This window comes from Buttiauxella sp. S19-1 (assembly GCF_022134725.1).
GTDB classification, from domain to species: domain Bacteria; phylum Pseudomonadota; class Gammaproteobacteria; order Enterobacterales; family Enterobacteriaceae; genus Buttiauxella; species Buttiauxella ferragutiae.
The window spans coordinates 1-17338 of record NZ_JAHWLU010000105.1 but is presented as its reverse complement, the minus strand read 5'-3'; the positions used below and the strand labels follow the sequence as shown (position 1 = coordinate 17338).

Below are 17338 nucleotides of genomic sequence, written 5' to 3'. Positions count from 1 at the left end.
CGACCTACAAGTGCATGATTTCGTGAGTCGTTGTAGGGTGGATAAGCGATTGCGTCATCCACCGTTTGCATCAGTTTTGTCGGATGACGCTGCGCATATCCGACCTACAAGTGCATGATTTCGTGAGTCGTTGTAGGGTGGATAAGCGATTGCGTCATCCACCGTTTGCATCAGTTTTGTCGGATGACGCTACGCTTATCCGACCTACAAGTGCATGATTTCGTGAGTCGTTGTAGGGTGAATAAGCGATTGCGTCATCCACCGTTTGCATCAGTTTTGTCGGATGACGCTGCGCTTATCCGACCTACAAGTGCATGATTTCGTGAGGTGGATTAGCGTTAGCTACAGCCACCCGTTACGACGCAGCGATAAACAATTGCCGTAACTCGTGCAACTGGTCACGGAGTTGTGCTGCTTCTTCAAATTCCAGATTCTGCGCATGCTCCAGCATCTTCGCTTCCAGTTGATGAATTTTCTGTTGCAGGGCTTTCGGCGTCAGGATGATTTCATCATCTTCAATCACGCTGCGCGCTTTGCTCTTCATCCGGCCTTTGGTTTTCGCCATGCCTTCGCCAAGCTGCAGCACATCCACCACTTTCTTGTTCAGCCCCTGCGGCGTAATGCCATTTTCTTCGTTGTATCGTTGCTGTTTCTCACGGCGACGCTCCGTTTCACTAATCGCTTTTGCCATGGACGGGGTGATTTTGTCACCATACAGAATGGCTTTACCGTTGATGTTACGTGCCGCACGACCAATGGTCTGAATGAGCGAACGCTCAGAACGCAGGAAACCTTCTTTATCGGCATCCAGAATGGCCACCAGCGACACTTCAGGCATATCCAACCCCTCACGTAGCAAGTTGATGCCTACCAGCACGTCGAACTCGCCAAGGCGCAAATCACGAATGATCTCCATACGCTCGACGGTATCGATATCTGAGTGCAGATAACGCACCCGCTCGCCATGCTCTTCCAGATACTCTGTCAAATCTTCGGCCATACGTTTGGTCAGCGTGGTGACCAAAACACGTTCGTTGATTTCAACACGTTTACGAATCTCGGAAAGCAAGTCGTCAACCTGGGTGCCAACCGGACGCACTTCGATAATCGGGTCCAGCAAACCCGTTGGCCTGACAACCTGATCGACAACATCACCACCTGATTTTTCCAGCTCGTAATTGCTGGGTGTTGCCGAAACATAGATGGTTTGCGGAGCCAGCGCTTCAAACTCTTCAAATCTCAGCGGGCGGTTATCGAGTGCTGATGGCAGACGGAAGCCGTATTCCACCAGGGTTTCTTTACGCGCCCGGTCACCTTTGTACATGCCGCCGATTTGCGGAATAGTCACGTGGGATTCGTCGACCACCAGCAGGCCATCAGCAGGCAAATAATCGAAAAGCGTTGGTGGTGGCTCGCCAGGGCCACGCCCCGACAGGAAGCGCGAATAGTTTTCTACCCCAGAGCAGTAGCCCAGTTCGTTCATCATCTCTAAATCGAATTGAGTACGTTGCGACAGGCGCTGCTCTTCAAGCAGTTTGTTGTTCGCCAGCAAGACCTTTTTACGGTCAGCCAGTTCCACCTTAATTTCTTCCATGGCTTGCACAATACGTTCACGCGGGGTGACGTAATGTGATTTAGGGTAAATGGTGAAGCGCTGAATCACCTGGTCTATTTGCCCGGTCAGGGGGTCGAATAGTGAAAGCCGTTCCACTTCTTCATCAAACAATTCGACCCGTAACGCTAAATCGTCTGACTCTGCCGGGAAGATGTCGATGACTTCCCCACGCACACGGAAAGTCGCGCGCTGGAAAGCCTGGTCATTACGGGTGTATTGCAGTTCGGTCAAACGGCGCAAAATAGAGCGCTGATCGATGATCATCCCTTTGGTGAGATGCAGCATCATTTTCAGGTAGAGATCCGGATCGCCCAGGCCGTATATCGCCGACACCGAAGCCACCACAATCACATCACGCCTTTCGAGTAACGCTTTGGTGGCTGACAGGCGCATCTGCTCGATATGTTCATTCACCGAGGAATCTTTTTCGATAAAAGTATCGGAGCTCGGGACGTAGGCTTCAGGCTGGTAGTAATCGTAGTAGGAAACAAAGAACTCAACCGCGTTATCCGGAAAGAACTCTTTCATCTCGCCATACAACTGCGCCGCAAGGGTTTTGTTCGGTGCCAGCACCATGGTGGGGCGTTGCAAATCTGCAATCACGTTCGCCACGGTAAAGGTCTTACCGGAGCCTGTCACACCTAACAGTGTCTGATGGGCAAGCCCGTCTTGTAGCCCCTCTTCAAGGCGGCGAATGGCCTCTGGCTGATCGCCAGAAGGTTTGAATGCTGAATTTAATTTGAATGCTTTACTCATGAAGAGGCTACCTGATGAAGAAACGAGCGGGCCGGAGGATAATTTTACTCAGCACAGGAAATTTTGCCAGAAAAAGATACTGGATGAAAAACCAGTTCCTTGCACAAAAGTTTATGATACGGCCTCTTTTTGCCGTTTGGTTTACCGGTAAAACATTCCTCCCTCAGATATTTCAGCTGACTAAAATGGTTATCCCCAGATTTTTTTACCTTTTAACATTTGTCAAGCAGTGTCATAAAAGCGCAAGGAACATCTGTGGCACTTTTATTGCAGCGATTGATTTTATTCAACTCATTAATTTTAAACAGCTATTTGATAAAGTCTGGTTTAGCGCCAATTCATGTGCAAGCCGCGCCAGTCCTCGCTTACCGCAAGTTCTCTAACTCTAATGCACATGGTTATCCACAGGAATAGTGGATAACTGCTCTCAGCCCTTTTGCAGCGCAGACCGCAAAAAACCCTAAAATCTCTGTGAGTGGCATCAAAAATATTTTTCATCATTATTTTTGTCTTATTTTTGCTTAAAGATGAGCCACCTTTTCTTATGATCCTGCTCACGAATTGCGCATTATCATGGAGCAACTCTGCTCTCTTGCACCATCCCTGGCAGTGACCAGCACTGACAGAGTGCATTCGTCTTTTCGAGTTGTAGGCGACGAAGGTTTCTTCAACCTTTTTCATGAGCCTTTTCTCAAAGTTGCCATGTTCTGCCGCGCAAAAAGGTTCATGGCAAGGGAATTGCACAGTTTTACTTGTCCTGGTTTGAGTAGTGGACGCCACGCTGCGCTGTTAACCCGATCCGAAGGAGAATATCGATGTTGAGTCTGCGAGCTGTTAATCAGTTTTATGGTGAGAGCCATATTCTGTGGAACCTGGATCTTGAGCTGACTCCAGGCGAATGTACCTGTGTGTTAGGTGCGCCAGGAATGGGCAAAACAACGCTGGTTAACTGCATCACTGGTTACCTGCCCGTACAAAGTGGCAGTATGACCTGGCTTGAGGCAGGGCATCCTCCACAAGATTTGCTGACCCAACCTATTGAAGGCCGGGCGGCTCTTGGGATGAGTTATGTCGCCCAGGACAGACGCATCTTTTCCCAACTGAGCGTTGAGGAGAACCTGCAAATTGCGCTGTTAGCTGCCCGTGTGCGGACGCGGGCGATCCCATCGATGATCTATGAACTGTTCCCTGAACTTTATAGCTTGCGCCATGTGCGCGGTGGCGAGCTGTCAGGCGATCTTCAGCAGCAACTGGCATTAGCAAGGGCGCTGGTGACCGAGCCGAAACTGTTGATTCTGGATGAACCGACTTTTGGCAGCGGCCAGCGGTTTATTCATGATCTCAGCAATATCATCCGACGTTTAAGCCGTGACTTTGGATTAACTATCCTGTTAGTAGAACAGCGGTTGCCGTTTATTCGTCGTGTAGCAGACCGTTTCTGTTTGCTCCACCGTGGACGAAACGTCGCTCAGGGTCATGTCGCAATGCTGGACGACAAACTGGTTTCTAGTTGGATTGACCCATGATGGTGTATCAATCGACGGCATGATGGGTTAATCCGGTTCTGCCGTCACAACTGCCCGAGTTGCTTCTGTAAATCATCATCGAGATCGGCGAGTTCCCGTTGTAAATTGCATTGCCGTGTCACGGCTGAAAGCTCTACCAACGGCAAAGGGACTTTTGACACCCCAGCTTCACGCATCCAGCGCAACACCGGTTCCAGATGCCAAATAGCGGTTTTACCGTCGTGCACTGGTTGAGGAAACGCGTTCCGGCTGACCATCACTTTACGCATGTACTGACGCGAAAACCCCAGCAGTTCGGCAATATCGGTTAGTCCAACCAGGTCAGGCATCACTTCGACCAACACCGCACCTGGAATAATACGTTTCACGTCTTTAATGGCGGAAACAACGGCCTGCTTTGCCTCTTGCGCTTCACGCATGAAATTCAATGCAATGCGCCCGGTCACCCCCACGCCAACCAGTGCGTCATCGCAGCCTTGTGCGCCTAACGCCTCTACCCACTCAGCAGGATCCTGGCTTTTTTCTGGCAAGGTAAAAATCAATGTGAAACTAAATTCTGACATGTTCTGCTCCTTGAAACTTAATGTCTGATAATGGCCGGCGTACTTTGCTGACTACAGTTATCAACGACAAGACGTATTTGCCTGGCATGGTTGTACGCACTGCGCGGCGTACTCCAGATACAACTAATACAAAACTCACCGCACCGGCAGGCTTTGTCATTCCACGGACAATACATCTTCCCCCAGCAATGCGAACCACCAGGCTGGACCCGCCAGCCCTGACACTCCGCATAACTCAATGCTGCTTCAATATCCTTATTCGGGTGCAAACGCCGCTTCATAAAAACCTCCTGGCTATACTCTCAAAAAAGTTGTCATGTGACAACATGGAATTGAAAAGTAATTTACTCGCACTCAGCGTTTCTTCAAGGAGATGTTTTGGGCAACAACGGATTCAGGAATAGCGCCCGAAAAATTTATCGGGCGTTGCAGAAAGGAACACAAGATTTGCGAGTTATGCAGAAAGAAGTGAAATATCCAGATGGCTGCCGAGAGGGCTTTGCTCATTAAGTTGCGGGTAAAACGGAATTTCACCCAACATCGGGGCGTTTAAAACGTCACGTAACGTCGCGATGTATTCTGCGTGACGTTTGCCTGTTGGCTGAACGTCGTTGGCAATCCACCCCGCCAGATGCAGCCCTGCACTCCGCACCGCATGTGCCGTTAGCATGGCGTGGTTAATACATCCCAGTTTCACCCCAACAACCAGGATCACCGGCAGTTGCTGCTGGATAACCCAATCAGCAAAAGTGGCGGTCTGCGAAAGTGGCGTAAACCAGCCTCCCGCTCCTTCAACCTGTAACCAGTCAGCTTGCGAAGCCAGCGCTTCCAGCCCCAGAGATAGCTGTGAAAATTCAATAGGCCGCTCTTCCAACGCACTGACAATGTGTGGTGACGTCGGTTCCAAAAAAGCAAAAGGGTTCACCTGGTCATAGTCTACTTTGACGCTGCTATTGCGCTGCAATGCCAGTGCATCGCTATTGCGGATACCCGCAGCCGTCATTTCGCTTCCCGACGCTACCGGCTTATAACCTGCCGTACGGTAACCCGCCTGTGTGGCGGCTTGCAGCAAGGCGCAACTGGCGACTGTTTTACCGACTTCGGTATCGGTTCCGGTCACAAACCATCGTTTAATCACGTTCTATTACTCCACAAACGAGCTGCCATGTCAGAGGGAATTGCCCCTCTTTTTGCGGCCAGGCGAGACTTAATTTTTGCAATTGCTGACGGGTCATCAATGACGCTTTTCGTCCGTCATGAAGGTGTGTTGCGCCAATGCCTTTTAGCGAGTGCATGGCACTCATTACGCTTGGGTAAAATTGGCTAATCTCATGAATTTGTAGAGAACAACGCCAGCCTTCACAAGCCTGCTGAATCTGCTCAATCGAGAGGAATTGATTGGCATGTGAACGTTCGTCTACCGCGTGCCATGCGGTATGTAGCTCACTTAATGAGTTCGCCGCAAGCGTAGTAAATGCCACACATCCTCCCGAGCGGGTGATGCGATAAAGCTCACTCAATCCACTGTGTAAATCACTGCACCATTGCACCGCCAGGTTGCTCCAGGCTAAATCGACTTGCCCGTCAGGAAGTGCGATGGCTTCGATGTCACCTTCGAGATAACAATCTGCCGACTCACGTTGTGCCGCATAATTCAGCATTGCAGCAGAGAGATCTAACGCCGTCACATGGCAGCCTTTGTCACGCCATACGCGGCTGCACCAGCCGGTACCACACCCGGCGTCCAGCATCGTGGAGATACGTCGGCCTTCAAGCATATCGGTAAGAAATCCGCCGCTGATGCGCTGTAGCTCGGCGTGGCTGTCATAGGTGGGTGCCGCGCGTCCAAAAGCGGCTGCGACAGCGGCTTTGTTAACGAGTTGCGTCATACAGCGCCTCCAGAAGCTTGTCGATATCATCAGCGGTGTGGCTGGCGGTCAGCGTCACACGCAGCCTGGCGGTGCCCGGTGGAACCGTTGGCGGGCGAATCGCCGTCATCCAAAATCCGCGCTCACGCATGGTGGAAGCGAGGTTCACCGCAGCCTGATTTTCACCCACAATTAATGGCTGGATCGCGGTTTGCGAAGCCATTAATTTCAACGGCAGCTGTGCTGCCCCAGATCGGAAATGGGCAATATTGGCGCGTAATTGCGCACGTCTGGACTCATCGTGACGAATAACATTCAATGCCGCCGATAACGCGCACGCCTGTGCGGGCGGCATGGCGGTGCTGTAAATCAGATGACGGGCAAATTGCAGCAAATAATCAGCCAGTGATTCACTGCACAGTACCGCGGCCCCGCTGGCACCAAAAGCTTTGCCAAAAGTGACGACTAATAAATCCGGTTTGATCTGTTGCTGGTCACAACTTCCGCGCCCTTCTTCGCCCATAACCCCGATGCCATGCGCATCATCGACCATCAGCAAAGCCCCTGCATTACGGCTTATCTGCGCGATTTCAGCCAACGGTGCGGCATCGCCATCCATGCTGAAGACCCCTTCGGTTACCACCAGTTGTTGGCCTTGATGGGGATGCGCCAGCAAAGCTTGCAACGATGGCACATCATTATGTGTAAAGCGCCGCAACTGTGCAGGGCTGTTTATTGCCGCTTCCAGCAGCGAGGCGTGGCTGAGTTTATCGGCAATAATTCGATCCGATTTTTCCGTTAGCGCGGCAATCAGCGCCTGGTTCGCCGCAAAACCGGAAATAAACAGCAGCGCACGGGGAAACCCAAGCCAGTCGGCAAGCTGTTGTTCAAATTGCTGGTGCGTCTCGTGGTAGCCCGTGACATGCCCGGAACCGCCGCTGCCGACACCGTAAGTCTCGGCTCCCTGCTGCCAGGCCTGAATCACCTGCGCGTGGTGGCTCATTCCCAGATAGTCATTGCTGGAAAAATTCAGATAGCGGGTTTGGTTTTGCACAAGGTAGCGCCCGCTACCTTGTTGATTAACCTGGCGGATTCGGAAACTGTCATTTGCCCGCCGTTGCTCAAGCGCACTGTCGATACGTTGCTGCCAGGTCATACAGCCGCCGCATTGTAGTAATTCTCCGTATCCGCGGTGAGCAACTGTTCGGCCAGTTGTTGTTGCTGTTCGTTATCGCCCGCGTGGGTGGTGGTTTGCTGCGGGTTTAGGCCCAGCTTGCGGAACAATTGCAGGTCTTTGTCTTCTTCCGGATTTGGCGTGGTCAGCAGTTTGCAGCCGTAGAAAATGGAATTGGCACCCGCCATGAAACACATGGCCTGAGTTTGTTCACTCATCTGCTCGCGCCCGGCAGAAAGGCGCACGAAAGACCCTGGCATCATGATGCGCGCCACCGCGATGGTGCGAATAAAATCAAATGCATCGACGTCTTCGTTATCGGCCATCGGTGTGCCCTTCACCTTCACCAGCATGTTGATTGGCACGCTCTCAGGCGGCGTCGGCAGATTGGCAAGTTGCAGCAACAACCCTGCGCGGTCGGTTACGGTTTCACCCAGCCCAACAATGCCGCCGGAGCAGACTTTAATCCCGGCATCGCGCACTTTGTCGAGTGTGTCGAGGCGCTCCTGGTAGGTACGCGTGGTAATAATATTGCCGTAAAATTCTGGCGAGGTATCGAGGTTGTGATTGTAGTAATCCAGCCCTGCAGCGGCCAGGCGATCTGCTTGCGCACCGGTTAACGTGCCCAGCGTCATGCAGGTTTCCAGCCCCATTTCGCGCACGCCTTGCACCATTTGCTCAAGGTACGGCATGTCGCGATCGTTAGGGTTTTTCCAGGCAGCACCCATGCAGAAACGGGTAGAACCGGCGTTCAACGCTTTACGCGCCGAGTCGAGAACTTGCTCAACTTCCATCAAGCGTTCGGATGCCAGCCCAGTTTTGTATCGCGCACTTTGAGGGCAATATTTGCAATCTTCCGGGCATGCGCCGGTTTTAATCGACAGCAAGGTACTGACCTGAACATGGCGGGGATCGAAGTGCTGACGGTGAACTTGTTGTGCTTCAAACATCAGTTCGAGGAAAGGTTTTTCAAATAAAGCAGTGACCTGCGACATTGACCAGCGTGCGTGGTGAGCCATTGGGCGTCTCCAAAAAGGGTGTTGTTAGCCGTTGATTGACGTTATACTTGTAAACCTAAATCTTTTTTAAATGGTTTACAAGTCACCCTATGACCCCTGCTGATTTAGCGTTCGACCAACAACATATCTGGCACCCGTACACGTCTATGACCCAACCGTTACCGGTTTATCCGGTGGTAGCGGCTACGGGCTGCGAACTGCAACTTGCTGATGGTAAAGCCCTTGTTGACGGGATGTCGTCCTGGTGGGCGGCGATTCATGGCTACAATCACCCGCGTTTAAACCAGGCGATGAAAGACCAGATTGACCAGATGTCACACGTGATGTTCGGCGGTATCACCCACCCACCCGCGGTGGCACTGTGTCGTAAACTGGTCGCCATGACGCCGGAAAATCTTGAATGCGTTTTCCTTGCCGACTCCGGCTCTGTCGCCGTTGAAGTGGCGATGAAAATGGCGTTGCAGTACTGGCACGCAAAAGGCGAACCACGCCAGCGTTTCCTGACTTTCCGTCATGGTTATCATGGCGATACATTTGGTGCGATGTCAGTGTGTGACCCGGATAACTCGATGCACAGCCTGTGGCAAGGTTATCTCCCTGAACATTTATTTGCCCCTGCACCAGATTGCCGTTTTGACGACGAATGGAATGAAATGGACATCGTGCCGTTCGCCCGTTTGATGGCCGCCCATCGTCATGAAATTGCCGCCGTTATCCTCGAACCCATCGTCCAGGGCGCGGGCGGCATGCGCTTTTATCACCCTGAATGGCTGCGTCGAATCCGCCGCATGTGCGACCGCGAAGGCATATTGCTGATTGCCGATGAGATAGCGACCGGCTTTGGTCGTACAGGCAAATTGTTTGCCTGCGAACATGCAGGGATTTCAGCGGATATTCTGTGCCTTGGTAAAGCGCTGACCGGCGGCACGATGACGCTTTCCGCCACGCTCACCACGCGCCAGGTTGCCGATACCATTAGCGACGGCGAAGCCGGATGCTTTATGCATGGCCCGACGTTTATGGGCAATCCGCTGGCCTGTGCGGTCGCGACCGAAAGCCTCACCTTGCTGGAAGAAGGCCACTGGCAGCAGCAAGTTAATGCTCTGGAACAGCAGTTACTGGAAGGGCTTAAACCCTTGCAGAATTGTGAGCAAGTAGCAGATGTGCGCGTGCTTGGGGCCATTGGCGTGGTGGAAACGCATCATCCGGTGGATATGGCTGCACTTCAGGCGTTCTTTGTTGAGCAAGGCGTGTGGATCCGTCCATTTGGCCGCCTGATTTATCTGATGCCACCTTACGTCATCACGCATGAACAGCTAGCAAAATTGATCACCGCCGTAACGAATGCGGTAGAAAACCCGGCCTTCTTCAAAAGCTGAGCACCAGCAAGCCGCTCACAGATGCACTACACTTCGAGGATCTTTTCATGCGCCCAACCGGGAGAGTCAAATGAAAATCCTCATGGTTTTAACCTCGCACAATCAACTGGGCAATACCGGCAAACCCACAGGCTTTTGGCTTGAGGAGTTTGCCGCGCCGTATTATGTCTTTCGTGACGCAGGTCTGAATATTACTCTCGCTTCACCACAAGGTGGCCAACCGCCGCTTGATCCCAAAAGTGATGAGCCGGATGCACAAACCGACGACACTCGCCGTTTCCGTCATGATACTGACGCACAAAAGCGGTTAGCTAATACTGAAAAGCTTGCCACCATCCGCGCTGAAGATTTTGATGCGGTGTTTTACCCCGGCGGCCACGGGCCATTGTGGGATTTGGCAGAAGATGAACACTCGATCACATTGATTGAACAGTTTTGGGCGGCGGGTAAGCCTGTTGCCGCGGTTTGTCATGCGCCAGGCGTGTTACGCAAGGTGAAAAAACCGGATGGGTCACCGCTGGTGAAAGGCAAACGGGTGACCGGTTTTACCAATAGCGAAGAGGATGGCGTTGGCTTAACCGCCATCGTGCCATTCCTGGTGGAAGATGAGCTGAAAAAAGCCGGTGGGCTATTCGAGCGCACTGATGACTGGGGCGAGTACGCGGTGGTCGACGGGCATCTGGTGACCGGGCAAAACCCGGCGTCGTCAGCTGTAGCGGCCGAAGAACTGCTTAAACTATTGAAACTCTAGTAAGGAAGGTTCGGCTATGAAACTCTTTAGTCAGGATATTAAGGAAGGCGACAAACTTCCCGCACGCCACGTTTTTAACGGCATGGGTTACCAGGGCGACAACATTTCCCCGCATCTTGCCTGGGATGAAGTCCCGAGCGGAACCAAAAGTTTTGTCGTCACCTGTTATGACCCGGACGCGCCGACGGGCTCCGGCTGGTGGCACTGGGTAGTGGTGAATCTTCCTGCTGATACCCGCGTATTGCCGCAAGGTTCTGGCTCAAATTTAGTGGAGTTACCCGAACCTGCGATTCAGACACGCACCGATTTCGGCAAAGCGGGATACGGTGGAGCAGCACCGCCGAAAGGCGAAACTCATCGCTATATCTTTACCGTGTATGCCCTCGACGTGGAACAGCTTGAGGTTGATGAAAATGCATCCGGCGCCATGGTCGGCTTTAACGTCCATTTCCACTCTTTAGCCAGTGCCTCTATCACCGCAATGTTCAGATAGTCCGCTTTTTATGAAGCCGATTTGCACAATCGGCTTCCTGTTTCACTCAACTTAGTATAAAAAAGCAGGCTTTAAGACCCCATTTTAAAATTGCATTGCAAGGAGCAAGCCTTGAACACATTTTCGGTTTCTCGTCGGGCAGCTGTGCTCGCTTTTGCTGTGGCTTTGTCGGCCTGTAGCTCAACACCGTCGGCAGAACGCCCTTCTACACAAGCAGCACCAGGCACTCAATCTCGCCCGATTTTATCGTCCGATGAAGCGCAGAACTTTGTTCAGGCGCGCTACTTCTCATCTAAGAATAAAGATGAAGCTCCATGGACTCCTTCCTCGATTCGCCTTCCTCAGCAGCCTGACTTTGTTGTCGGTGCCGCGGGTGGGGCAGGTGTAACGCATACGTCTATTCAGGCCGCCGTTGATGCCGCCATGATGAAACACAGCAACAATCGCCTGTACATTGCGATTCAGCCGGGCGAGTACGCCGGTACCGTTTATATTCCTGCGGGTTCTGGCAGCGTGACGCTGTACGGCACCACTGATAACGCTGCTGATGTCAAAATCACCATGCCACTGGATTCTGAAATCGACGTGAATACCTGGCGCCGTGCCGTTAACCCAGCAGGCAAATATATGCCGGGTAAACCAGCCTGGTACATGTTTGATAGCTGCCAGAGCAAGCGCACTGCAACCGTCGGTATCATGTGTTCTGCCGCGGTCTGGTCACAGAACAATGGTTTGCAGATGCAGAACCTGACTATCGCCAACACCCTGGGTGACAGCGTTGATGCGTCTAATCATCAGGCCGTCGCGCTGCGTACTGATGGCGACAAAGTGCAGTTGAACAATGTTCACCTGCTGGGCCGTCAGAACACCTTCTTCGTCACCAACAGCGACGTGCAAAACCGCCTGTTGACTGACCGTCAACCGCGCACCCTGGTAACTAACAGCTACATTGAAGGCGATGTGGATGTGGTTGCCGGCCGAGGTGCAGTGGTGTTTGATAACACCGATTTCCGCCTGGTAAACAGCCGTACGCAAGAAGGCTCGGTATTTGCTCCGGCAACTCAGCCAAACATTTATTACGGCTTCCTGGCAATTAACAGCCGCTTCTCAGCTGCTGGCGAGAACCTTGCACAACTGGGCCGCGCCTGGGATGTTGAAGCCACTGAAAACGGTTATGCCGCAGGCCAGACTTCAAACGGCCAGGTGGTTATCCGTGACAGCGTGATCAACGAAGGTTTCAACAACGCGAAACCGTGGGGCGATGCCGTAGGTTCTAAACGTCCGTTCACCGGTAACATCGGTACTAAAGGCGAGAAAGGCGAAATCCAGCGCGACCTGAACGACGCTAACGCAAACCGCCTGTGGGAGTTCAACAACCGTGGCGTAGGTAGCCAAGTCGTTACCCACTAATATTAAGCCCATGGCTTAAAACAAAAAACCTCGCAATTGCGAGGTTTTTTATCAGCATAATCAAATGGTTATACTGCGTTAACCACCACCCACATCGGCCCCTGCCCTACAGCATAGCGGCCTTTCTCTTCAAGCAAACCTTGCTCACCCGTGATTTGATAAACCGCGATATGGTGCGATTTCTGGCCTGCAGCAATCAGATATTTACCTGAGTGATCAACGTTGAAGCCACGCGGTTGGCTCTCAGTCGGCTGGTAGCCTTCCACTGCCAGAACGCTACCATCTTCAGAAACACTAAATACCGTGATAATGCTGGCAGTGCGGTCGCAAGTGTAGAGATGCCGACCATCAGGCGTGATATGGATATCAGCCGCCCAACGGGTATCAGAGAAACCTGGAGGCATGATATCCAGCGTCTGCACGCACTCAATTTTTCCCAGGGTATTTTTCAGTTCCCACACATCCACAGAACCGTTCAATTCGTTAACGCAATAACCGTATTGCTGATTCGGGTGGAACGCCATATGGCGTGGCCCAGCACCTTCAACGGTGGTCACTTCTGCCGGGGTTTGCGCGACCAGATGGCCGTCTTCAGACAGAGTAAACTGGCAGATGCGATCTTGCTTCAATGCCGGAACCCACAAGGTGCGGTTGTCCGGGGAAATATTGGCGGAGTGGCAACCTTCTAAACCTTCCACCACATCGACAACCTCGCCAGGCAGACCGTCGTTAGCCAGGCTCACCACACTGACGCTGCCCGCATTGTAAGATGCGCTGAACAGGAAACGGCCTTGATGGTCGGTCGAAATGTGCGTTGGGCTGCCCGGAATTGACGTGACACCGGCTTCGGTAAGCATGCCGTCATCTGGCGCAATGCGGAAAGCAATCACACGAAACTCGGGGCGTACTCCCACGTACAGATAACGTTTGTCAGGGCTTATCACCATCGGCTGAACCTGTCCTGGCACGTCCACTACCTGAACCAGCGTAAGCTCGCCGCCAGAATTAAGTTGCCAAACGTGGATTTGCTGGCTTTCCGGGCTGGCGGTATAAACAGTTTGTTTCATGAATTATCTCTCCTCCCAACGTCTTGAGTAATAGTCACAAGGGTAGTGCGTTTTGCCGCTTCGTGTTGTCATTTTGAACAACGCCGCAAGCGGTGTAACATCGGCACAGGCCTTATGATTCTGAATTTGACTGGAACCCTAAATGACTTATCGCGTAATCGCCCTTGATCTTGACGGCACGTTACTCACGCCGCAAAAAACCATTCTTCCTGAATCACTGACAGCTTTACAACGCGCGCGTGACGCTGGCGTGAAAGTTGTCATTGTGACGGGCCGCCATCACGTTGCCATCCATCCTTTTTATCAGGCACTGGCTCTGGAAACACCTGCAATTTGCTGTAACGGTACTTACTTGTATGATTATCATGCAAAAAAGGTGCTTTCATCCGATCCTTTGCAGCCTCAACAAGCTAACCAGTTGATTGACCTACTGGATACCCATAACGTTCATGGGTTGATGTATGTCGATGATGCGATGCTGTATCAGGAACCAACAGGTCATGTTTTGCGTACCGAGAACTGGGCTAAATCCTTGCCAGAATCTCAGCGCCCGGTGTTCCGCCATGTGAATTCTCTGCGTGAAGCCGCACATGAAGTGGATGCTATCTGGAAGTTTGCGCTGACTGATGAAGACACTGTGAAATTGCAAAACTTCACACAGGTTGTGGAGCAAGAACTTGGTCTGTCGTGTGAGTGGTCATGGCATGATCAGGTTGATGTGGCACAACGTGGCAACAGCAAAGGCAATCGCTTAGCGCAATGGGTTGCATCTCAAGGTTTATCAATGAGCCAGGTCATTGCCTTTGGCGATAATTTTAACGATTTGAGTATGCTGGAAACTGCCGGACTCGGTGTGGCAATGGGGAATGCCGATGAGGCAATTAAAGCCCGTGCCGATTTGGTGATTGGCACCAATCTGGAAACCGGTATCGCCGAGACGATTTATAAGCATTTGTTGTAATGAATTTTATTGGCGGGCAGCGAAACACGCCCGCCAGTAATTCACGCGGTTATCGAAACACTCTTAATTTGCGCATACAACCATTGCCCCGGTTTTATCATTAGCTCGTCCCGCGCCCACGGGCTAATCCGCGCCCACAACGTTCTCGACCCGACTTCCAGTTGCACTTCCACCTGCCCTTCATCGTCATAACATTGCGCGACTTTCGCCCGCAACACGTTACGAATGCTGCTGTTGACTGGCGGCTGGAGAATCAATGAAACGTCTGAGGCCTGGATGCGAATGCGTAACGACGCCTGCAACGGTTTATCCAGTTTATTGACCCACAAATGCTGATCGCCCAGCGCCAGTGCAGTCATCGCGTAATGCGGATGATGTTCCAGTACGGTCACTTTGAGCACGCTACTTTGCTGCTCTTTCGGTAACCACGGGTGCATCACGCTACTGCCCCACACTTCTTCCAGATTGCCAAAGGCTTTCACTTTACCCGCATCCAGCACCAGCACTTTATCTGCCAGGTGGAGAATTTCTTCCAGCGAGTGGCTGACGTAAAGCATCGGGATGTTAATTTCTCGCGCCAGCCGCTGCAAATATGGCAGCAATTCACGCTTACGCGGAATATCCAGCGAGGCGAGCGGCTCATCAAGCAACAACAGTTCTGGAGATGTCAGCAAGGCACGGCCAATCGCCACACGCTGTTTTTCACCGCCCGAAAGGCTCCACGGGAAGCGCTCAAGCAACGGTTCAATACCAAGTAACGCGACCATTTTGTCGAACTGCCCTGCGGCGGATCTGTGCATACCGTATTTCAGGTTGCCACGCACGCGGTAATGCGGGAACAGGCGTGCGTCCTGGAATACATAACCAATACGACGTTTTTCCGGGGCCAGAAAATGCTTCTTTTCTGCGTCGCTCAACACCCGATCATTAAGCACGATCCGGCCTTGTTGCGGATGTGTCAGACCACTAATCGCATTAATCAGCGAGGTTTTCCCGGCACCTGAAACGCCAAATACTGCCGTAATGCCCATGCCGGGTAAGGTTTCGTTTATCTCAAGACGATGTTCGCCCAGCGTCTGAACAAAATTGAGTTCCAGCATCAGACTGCCCCTATCCGCTTACGGCTCTGTCGTGCCAGCCATTCCGCCACCAGCAAAGACACCAGCGCTAATACAATCGAAATCACGCACAAACGTGCTGCCGCATTTTCGCCGCCAGGGGTTTGAATCAGGGTGTACATCGCCGAAGGAATAGTGCGGGTTTCGCCGGGAATATTTGAAACGAAGGTAATAGTTGCGCCGAATTCGCCAAGTGAACGGGCAAACGCCAGCACCGTTCCGGCAATAATGCCCGGTAGGGTCAACGGTAGCGTGATGGTGCAAAATACCCGCCAGCGCCCGGCTCCCAACGTGCGAGCAGCCTGTTCGAGTTTCATATCTACGCCTTCCAGCGCCAGGCGAATCGCTCGTACCATCAGCGGGAAGGACATCACCGCGGCAGCCAGTACCGCTCCGCGCCAACTGAAAGCAAAAGTGATACCAAAAACATCGTAAATCCAGGCGCCAATCACGCCACGTCGCCCCATTGCAATCAGCAATAAGTAACCGACCACCACGGGCGGGAGCACTAAGGGAAGATGGATAATGCTGTCGAGCAGGGCTTTGCCAGGGAACCGGCAACGCACCAGCACCCAGGCAAAGAAGATCCCAAAAGGAAGACTAAACAACACCGCAAGGGTTGAGACTTTCAGGCTCAGCAGTACCGCCTGCCATTCGGGATCGGTCAATATCATTATTTGGTCGTAAATCCGTAACGTTGGAAGATAGCAGCCGCTTCCGGTCCTTTCAGATAAGTATAAAACGCACTTACCGTTGGGTTGTCGTGGCCTTTCACAATGGCAATCGGGTATTCCACTTTTTTGTGGGAATCTTCAGGGAATGTACCCACCACTTTCACACCTTTACTGGCTACGGCATCGGAACCATACACGATACCTATCGGTGCTTCGTCACGTTCAACCAATGCCAGGGCGCCGCGGACATCTTCTGCCGGAGCTAATTGTGGTGATAGCGTATCCCAGGCACCTAATTTTTGCAGCGCTTCTTTGGCATAAATGCCTGCCGGAACGTGGTCTGGATCACCCACAGCAAGACGGCCACCTTTCAGCAACGCAGCCCAGTCAGTTTTAGCATTAATCGCAACATCGCCAATATTGCTGGCTTTAGGTGCCACCACTACCAGACTGTTGCCGAGCAGTGTTTCACGGGAATCGGCTTTAATCGTATCTTTGCCGACCACGTAATCCATCCATTTCTGGTCGGCAGAAATGAATAAATCAGCAGGTGCGCCAGCTTCAATTTGGCGCGCCAACGTTGAAGATGAAGCGAAAGAAGAGGCAATTTCGACCGTCTTCCCTTTCTGATATTGGGTCGCAATATCCTGCATCGCGTTAGTTAACGATGCGGCAGCAAAAACGGTAATTTTGTTGTTATCGGCGAATGCTTGCGCGGCCATTGTGACGCTCAGTGCCGCGCCGAATGCCAGACGTACCCACTGCTTAGCCATGTTTTACTCCATTGAGTTTCGTTATGTAGCGCACAATATAACGATGCTAAGAAGGAATTTACAGAACTTATCGGCAAGAAAGCCGGAAACTTGATCCAAATCCTGGTTGCCTGTTACATGAGCATGAAGCCAGACAAGTTTCATTCAATACCAATATGGCACCTGAATTATATTCAGATAATATATAAATC

The 17338-nt window shown here is 52.0% G+C and carries 18 protein-coding genes; 7 read left to right on the top strand and 11 right to left on the bottom strand.

Going from position 1 to position 17338, the window contains the following annotated elements; genetic code table 11:
* Positions 1-355: 355 nt before the first annotated feature.
* Positions 356-2371, bottom strand: coding sequence for an excinuclease ABC subunit UvrB (uvrB, locus tag MES37_RS19110; protein ID WP_064548502.1), 2016 nt, complete (start codon positions 2369-2371; stop codon positions 356-358).
* A gap of 14 nt (positions 2372-2385) precedes the next feature.
* On the opposite strand from uvrB, the gene MES37_RS19105 reads away from it, so the two are divergent.
* Both MES37_RS19105 and MES37_RS19100 read left to right on the top strand, forming a co-directional pair.
* Positions 2386-2754: a hypothetical protein gene (locus tag MES37_RS19105; RefSeq protein WP_064548504.1), complete on the top strand. Its 369-nt coding sequence runs from the start codon at positions 2386-2388 to the stop codon at positions 2752-2754.
* A 432-nt stretch (positions 2755-3186) separates the two neighbouring features.
* Positions 3187-3897, top strand: coding sequence for an ABC transporter ATP-binding protein (locus tag MES37_RS19100; protein ID WP_064548506.1), 711 nt, complete (start codon positions 3187-3189; stop codon positions 3895-3897).
* A 44-nt stretch (positions 3898-3941) separates the two neighbouring features.
* Here the strand turns inward: MES37_RS19100 and MES37_RS19095 are convergent, their stop codons facing one another.
* From MES37_RS19095 to bioB, 6 genes are all read right to left on the bottom strand, one after another.
* The gene (locus MES37_RS19095) at positions 3942-4460 is read right to left on the bottom strand and encodes a helix-turn-helix transcriptional regulator (RefSeq protein ID WP_133522453.1); all 519 of its coding nucleotides are present in this window, start codon (positions 4458-4460) and stop codon (positions 3942-3944) included.
* A 17-nt stretch (positions 4461-4477) separates the two neighbouring features.
* Positions 4478-4741: a hypothetical protein gene (locus MES37_RS19090; RefSeq protein WP_232885991.1), complete on the bottom strand. Its 264-nt coding sequence runs from the start codon at positions 4739-4741 to the stop codon at positions 4478-4480.
* A 173-nt stretch (positions 4742-4914) separates the two neighbouring features.
* Positions 4915-5598 carry a dethiobiotin synthase gene (gene bioD / locus MES37_RS19085; protein ID WP_121814015.1) on the bottom strand — a complete coding sequence of 228 codons (684 nt, stop codon included), beginning with the start codon at positions 5596-5598 and terminating at the stop codon, positions 4915-4917.
* A complete protein-coding gene (gene bioC, locus MES37_RS19080) occupies positions 5591-6349 on the bottom strand; it encodes a malonyl-ACP O-methyltransferase BioC (protein WP_237932385.1) in 759 nt (252 codons plus the stop codon). Before bioC ends, bioD begins: the two co-directional genes overlap by 8 nt.
* A complete protein-coding gene (bioF, locus tag MES37_RS19075) occupies positions 6333-7484 on the bottom strand; it encodes an 8-amino-7-oxononanoate synthase (RefSeq protein WP_237932383.1) in 1152 nt (383 codons plus the stop codon). Before bioF ends, bioC begins: the two co-directional genes overlap by 17 nt.
* Entirely contained in the window at positions 7481-8521 is a 1041-nt protein-coding gene (gene bioB / locus MES37_RS19070; protein ID WP_064548515.1) for a biotin synthase BioB, read from the bottom strand. Before bioB ends, bioF begins: the two co-directional genes overlap by 4 nt.
* Before the next feature lie 89 nt (positions 8522-8610).
* Here bioB and bioA point away from each other — a divergent pair, with 89 nt between their 5' ends.
* From bioA to MES37_RS19050, 4 genes are all read left to right on the top strand, one after another.
* Positions 8611-9900, top strand: coding sequence for an adenosylmethionine--8-amino-7-oxononanoate transaminase (bioA, locus tag MES37_RS19065; RefSeq protein WP_237932381.1), 1290 nt, complete (start codon positions 8611-8613; stop codon positions 9898-9900).
* A gap of 70 nt (positions 9901-9970) precedes the next feature.
* Positions 9971-10651, top strand: coding sequence for a type 1 glutamine amidotransferase domain-containing protein (locus tag MES37_RS19060; RefSeq protein WP_121814018.1), 681 nt, complete (start codon positions 9971-9973; stop codon positions 10649-10651).
* Positions 10652-10667: 16 nt separating this feature from the next.
* Entirely contained in the window at positions 10668-11144 is a 477-nt protein-coding gene (locus MES37_RS19055) for a kinase inhibitor (protein ID WP_064548522.1), read from the top strand.
* Positions 11145-11255: 111 nt separating this feature from the next.
* Complete coding sequence (locus MES37_RS19050) at positions 11256-12554, top strand: putative acyl-CoA thioester hydrolase (protein WP_237932379.1); 1299 nt, start codon at positions 11256-11258, stop codon at positions 12552-12554.
* A 68-nt stretch (positions 12555-12622) separates the two neighbouring features.
* On the opposite strand, the gene pgl is transcribed toward MES37_RS19050, so the two are convergent.
* A complete protein-coding gene (pgl, locus tag MES37_RS19045; protein WP_121814019.1) occupies positions 12623-13621 on the bottom strand; it encodes a 6-phosphogluconolactonase in 999 nt (332 codons plus the stop codon).
* A 142-nt stretch (positions 13622-13763) separates the two neighbouring features.
* Between pgl and MES37_RS19040 the strand changes: the two genes are divergently transcribed.
* Positions 13764-14582: a pyridoxal phosphatase gene (locus MES37_RS19040; RefSeq protein WP_064548528.1), complete on the top strand. Its 819-nt coding sequence runs from the start codon at positions 13764-13766 to the stop codon at positions 14580-14582.
* 41 nt (positions 14583-14623) lie between these two features.
* Here the strand turns inward: MES37_RS19040 and modC are convergent, their stop codons facing one another.
* From modC to modA, 3 genes are read right to left on the bottom strand one after another with little or no spacing between them, the layout of a single operon-like run.
* Positions 14624-15682 carry a molybdenum ABC transporter ATP-binding protein ModC gene (gene modC, locus MES37_RS19035; protein ID WP_064548531.1) on the bottom strand — a complete coding sequence of 353 codons (1059 nt, stop codon included), beginning with the start codon at positions 15680-15682 and terminating at the stop codon, positions 14624-14626.
* Entirely contained in the window at positions 15682-16374 is a 693-nt protein-coding gene (modB, locus tag MES37_RS19030) for a molybdate ABC transporter permease subunit (protein WP_064548533.1), read from the bottom strand. Before modB ends, modC begins: the two co-directional genes overlap by 1 nt.
* Positions 16374-17147, bottom strand: coding sequence for a molybdate ABC transporter substrate-binding protein (gene modA / locus MES37_RS19025; RefSeq protein WP_237932377.1), 774 nt, complete (start codon positions 17145-17147; stop codon positions 16374-16376). Before modA ends, modB begins: the two co-directional genes overlap by 1 nt.
* Positions 17148-17338 lie beyond the last annotated feature (191 nt).

Bases quoted from the DNA above. Each gene is read 5' to 3' on its own strand.
- MES37_RS19040 (WP_064548528.1), top strand. From the start codon at position 13,764: ATGACTTATCGCGTAATCGCCCTTGATCTTGACGGCACGTTACTCACG.
- MES37_RS19090 (WP_232885991.1), bottom strand. From the start codon at position 4,741: ATGAAGCGGCGTTTGCACCCGAATAAGGATATTGAAGCAGCATTGAGT.
- bioA (WP_237932381.1), top strand. From the start codon at position 8,611: ATGACCCCTGCTGATTTAGCGTTCGACCAACAACATATCTGGCACCCG.
- MES37_RS19060 (WP_121814018.1), top strand. From the start codon at position 9,971: ATGAAAATCCTCATGGTTTTAACCTCGCACAATCAACTGGGCAATACC.
- bioF (WP_237932383.1), bottom strand. From the start codon at position 7,484: ATGACCTGGCAGCAACGTATCGACAGTGCGCTTGAGCAACGGCGGGCA.
- pgl (WP_121814019.1), bottom strand. From the start codon at position 13,621: ATGAAACAAACTGTTTATACCGCCAGCCCGGAAAGCCAGCAAATCCAC.
- uvrB (WP_064548502.1), bottom strand. From the start codon at position 2,371: ATGAGTAAAGCATTCAAATTAAATTCAGCATTCAAACCTTCTGGCGAT.
- MES37_RS19055 (WP_064548522.1), top strand. From the start codon at position 10,668: ATGAAACTCTTTAGTCAGGATATTAAGGAAGGCGACAAACTTCCCGCA.
- modC (WP_064548531.1), bottom strand. From the start codon at position 15,682: ATGCTGGAACTCAATTTTGTTCAGACGCTGGGCGAACATCGTCTTGAG.
- MES37_RS19105 (WP_064548504.1), top strand. From the start codon at position 2,386: ATGAAGAAACGAGCGGGCCGGAGGATAATTTTACTCAGCACAGGAAAT.
- bioB (WP_064548515.1), bottom strand. From the start codon at position 8,521: ATGGCTCACCACGCACGCTGGTCAATGTCGCAGGTCACTGCTTTATTT.
- modB (WP_064548533.1), bottom strand. From the start codon at position 16,374: ATGATATTGACCGATCCCGAATGGCAGGCGGTACTGCTGAGCCTGAAA.
- bioC (WP_237932385.1), bottom strand. From the start codon at position 6,349: ATGACGCAACTCGTTAACAAAGCCGCTGTCGCAGCCGCTTTTGGACGC.
- MES37_RS19095 (WP_133522453.1), bottom strand. From the start codon at position 4,460: ATGTCAGAATTTAGTTTCACATTGATTTTTACCTTGCCAGAAAAAAGC.
- MES37_RS19100 (WP_064548506.1), top strand. From the start codon at position 3,187: ATGTTGAGTCTGCGAGCTGTTAATCAGTTTTATGGTGAGAGCCATATT.
- modA (WP_237932377.1), bottom strand. From the start codon at position 17,147: ATGGCTAAGCAGTGGGTACGTCTGGCATTCGGCGCGGCACTGAGCGTC.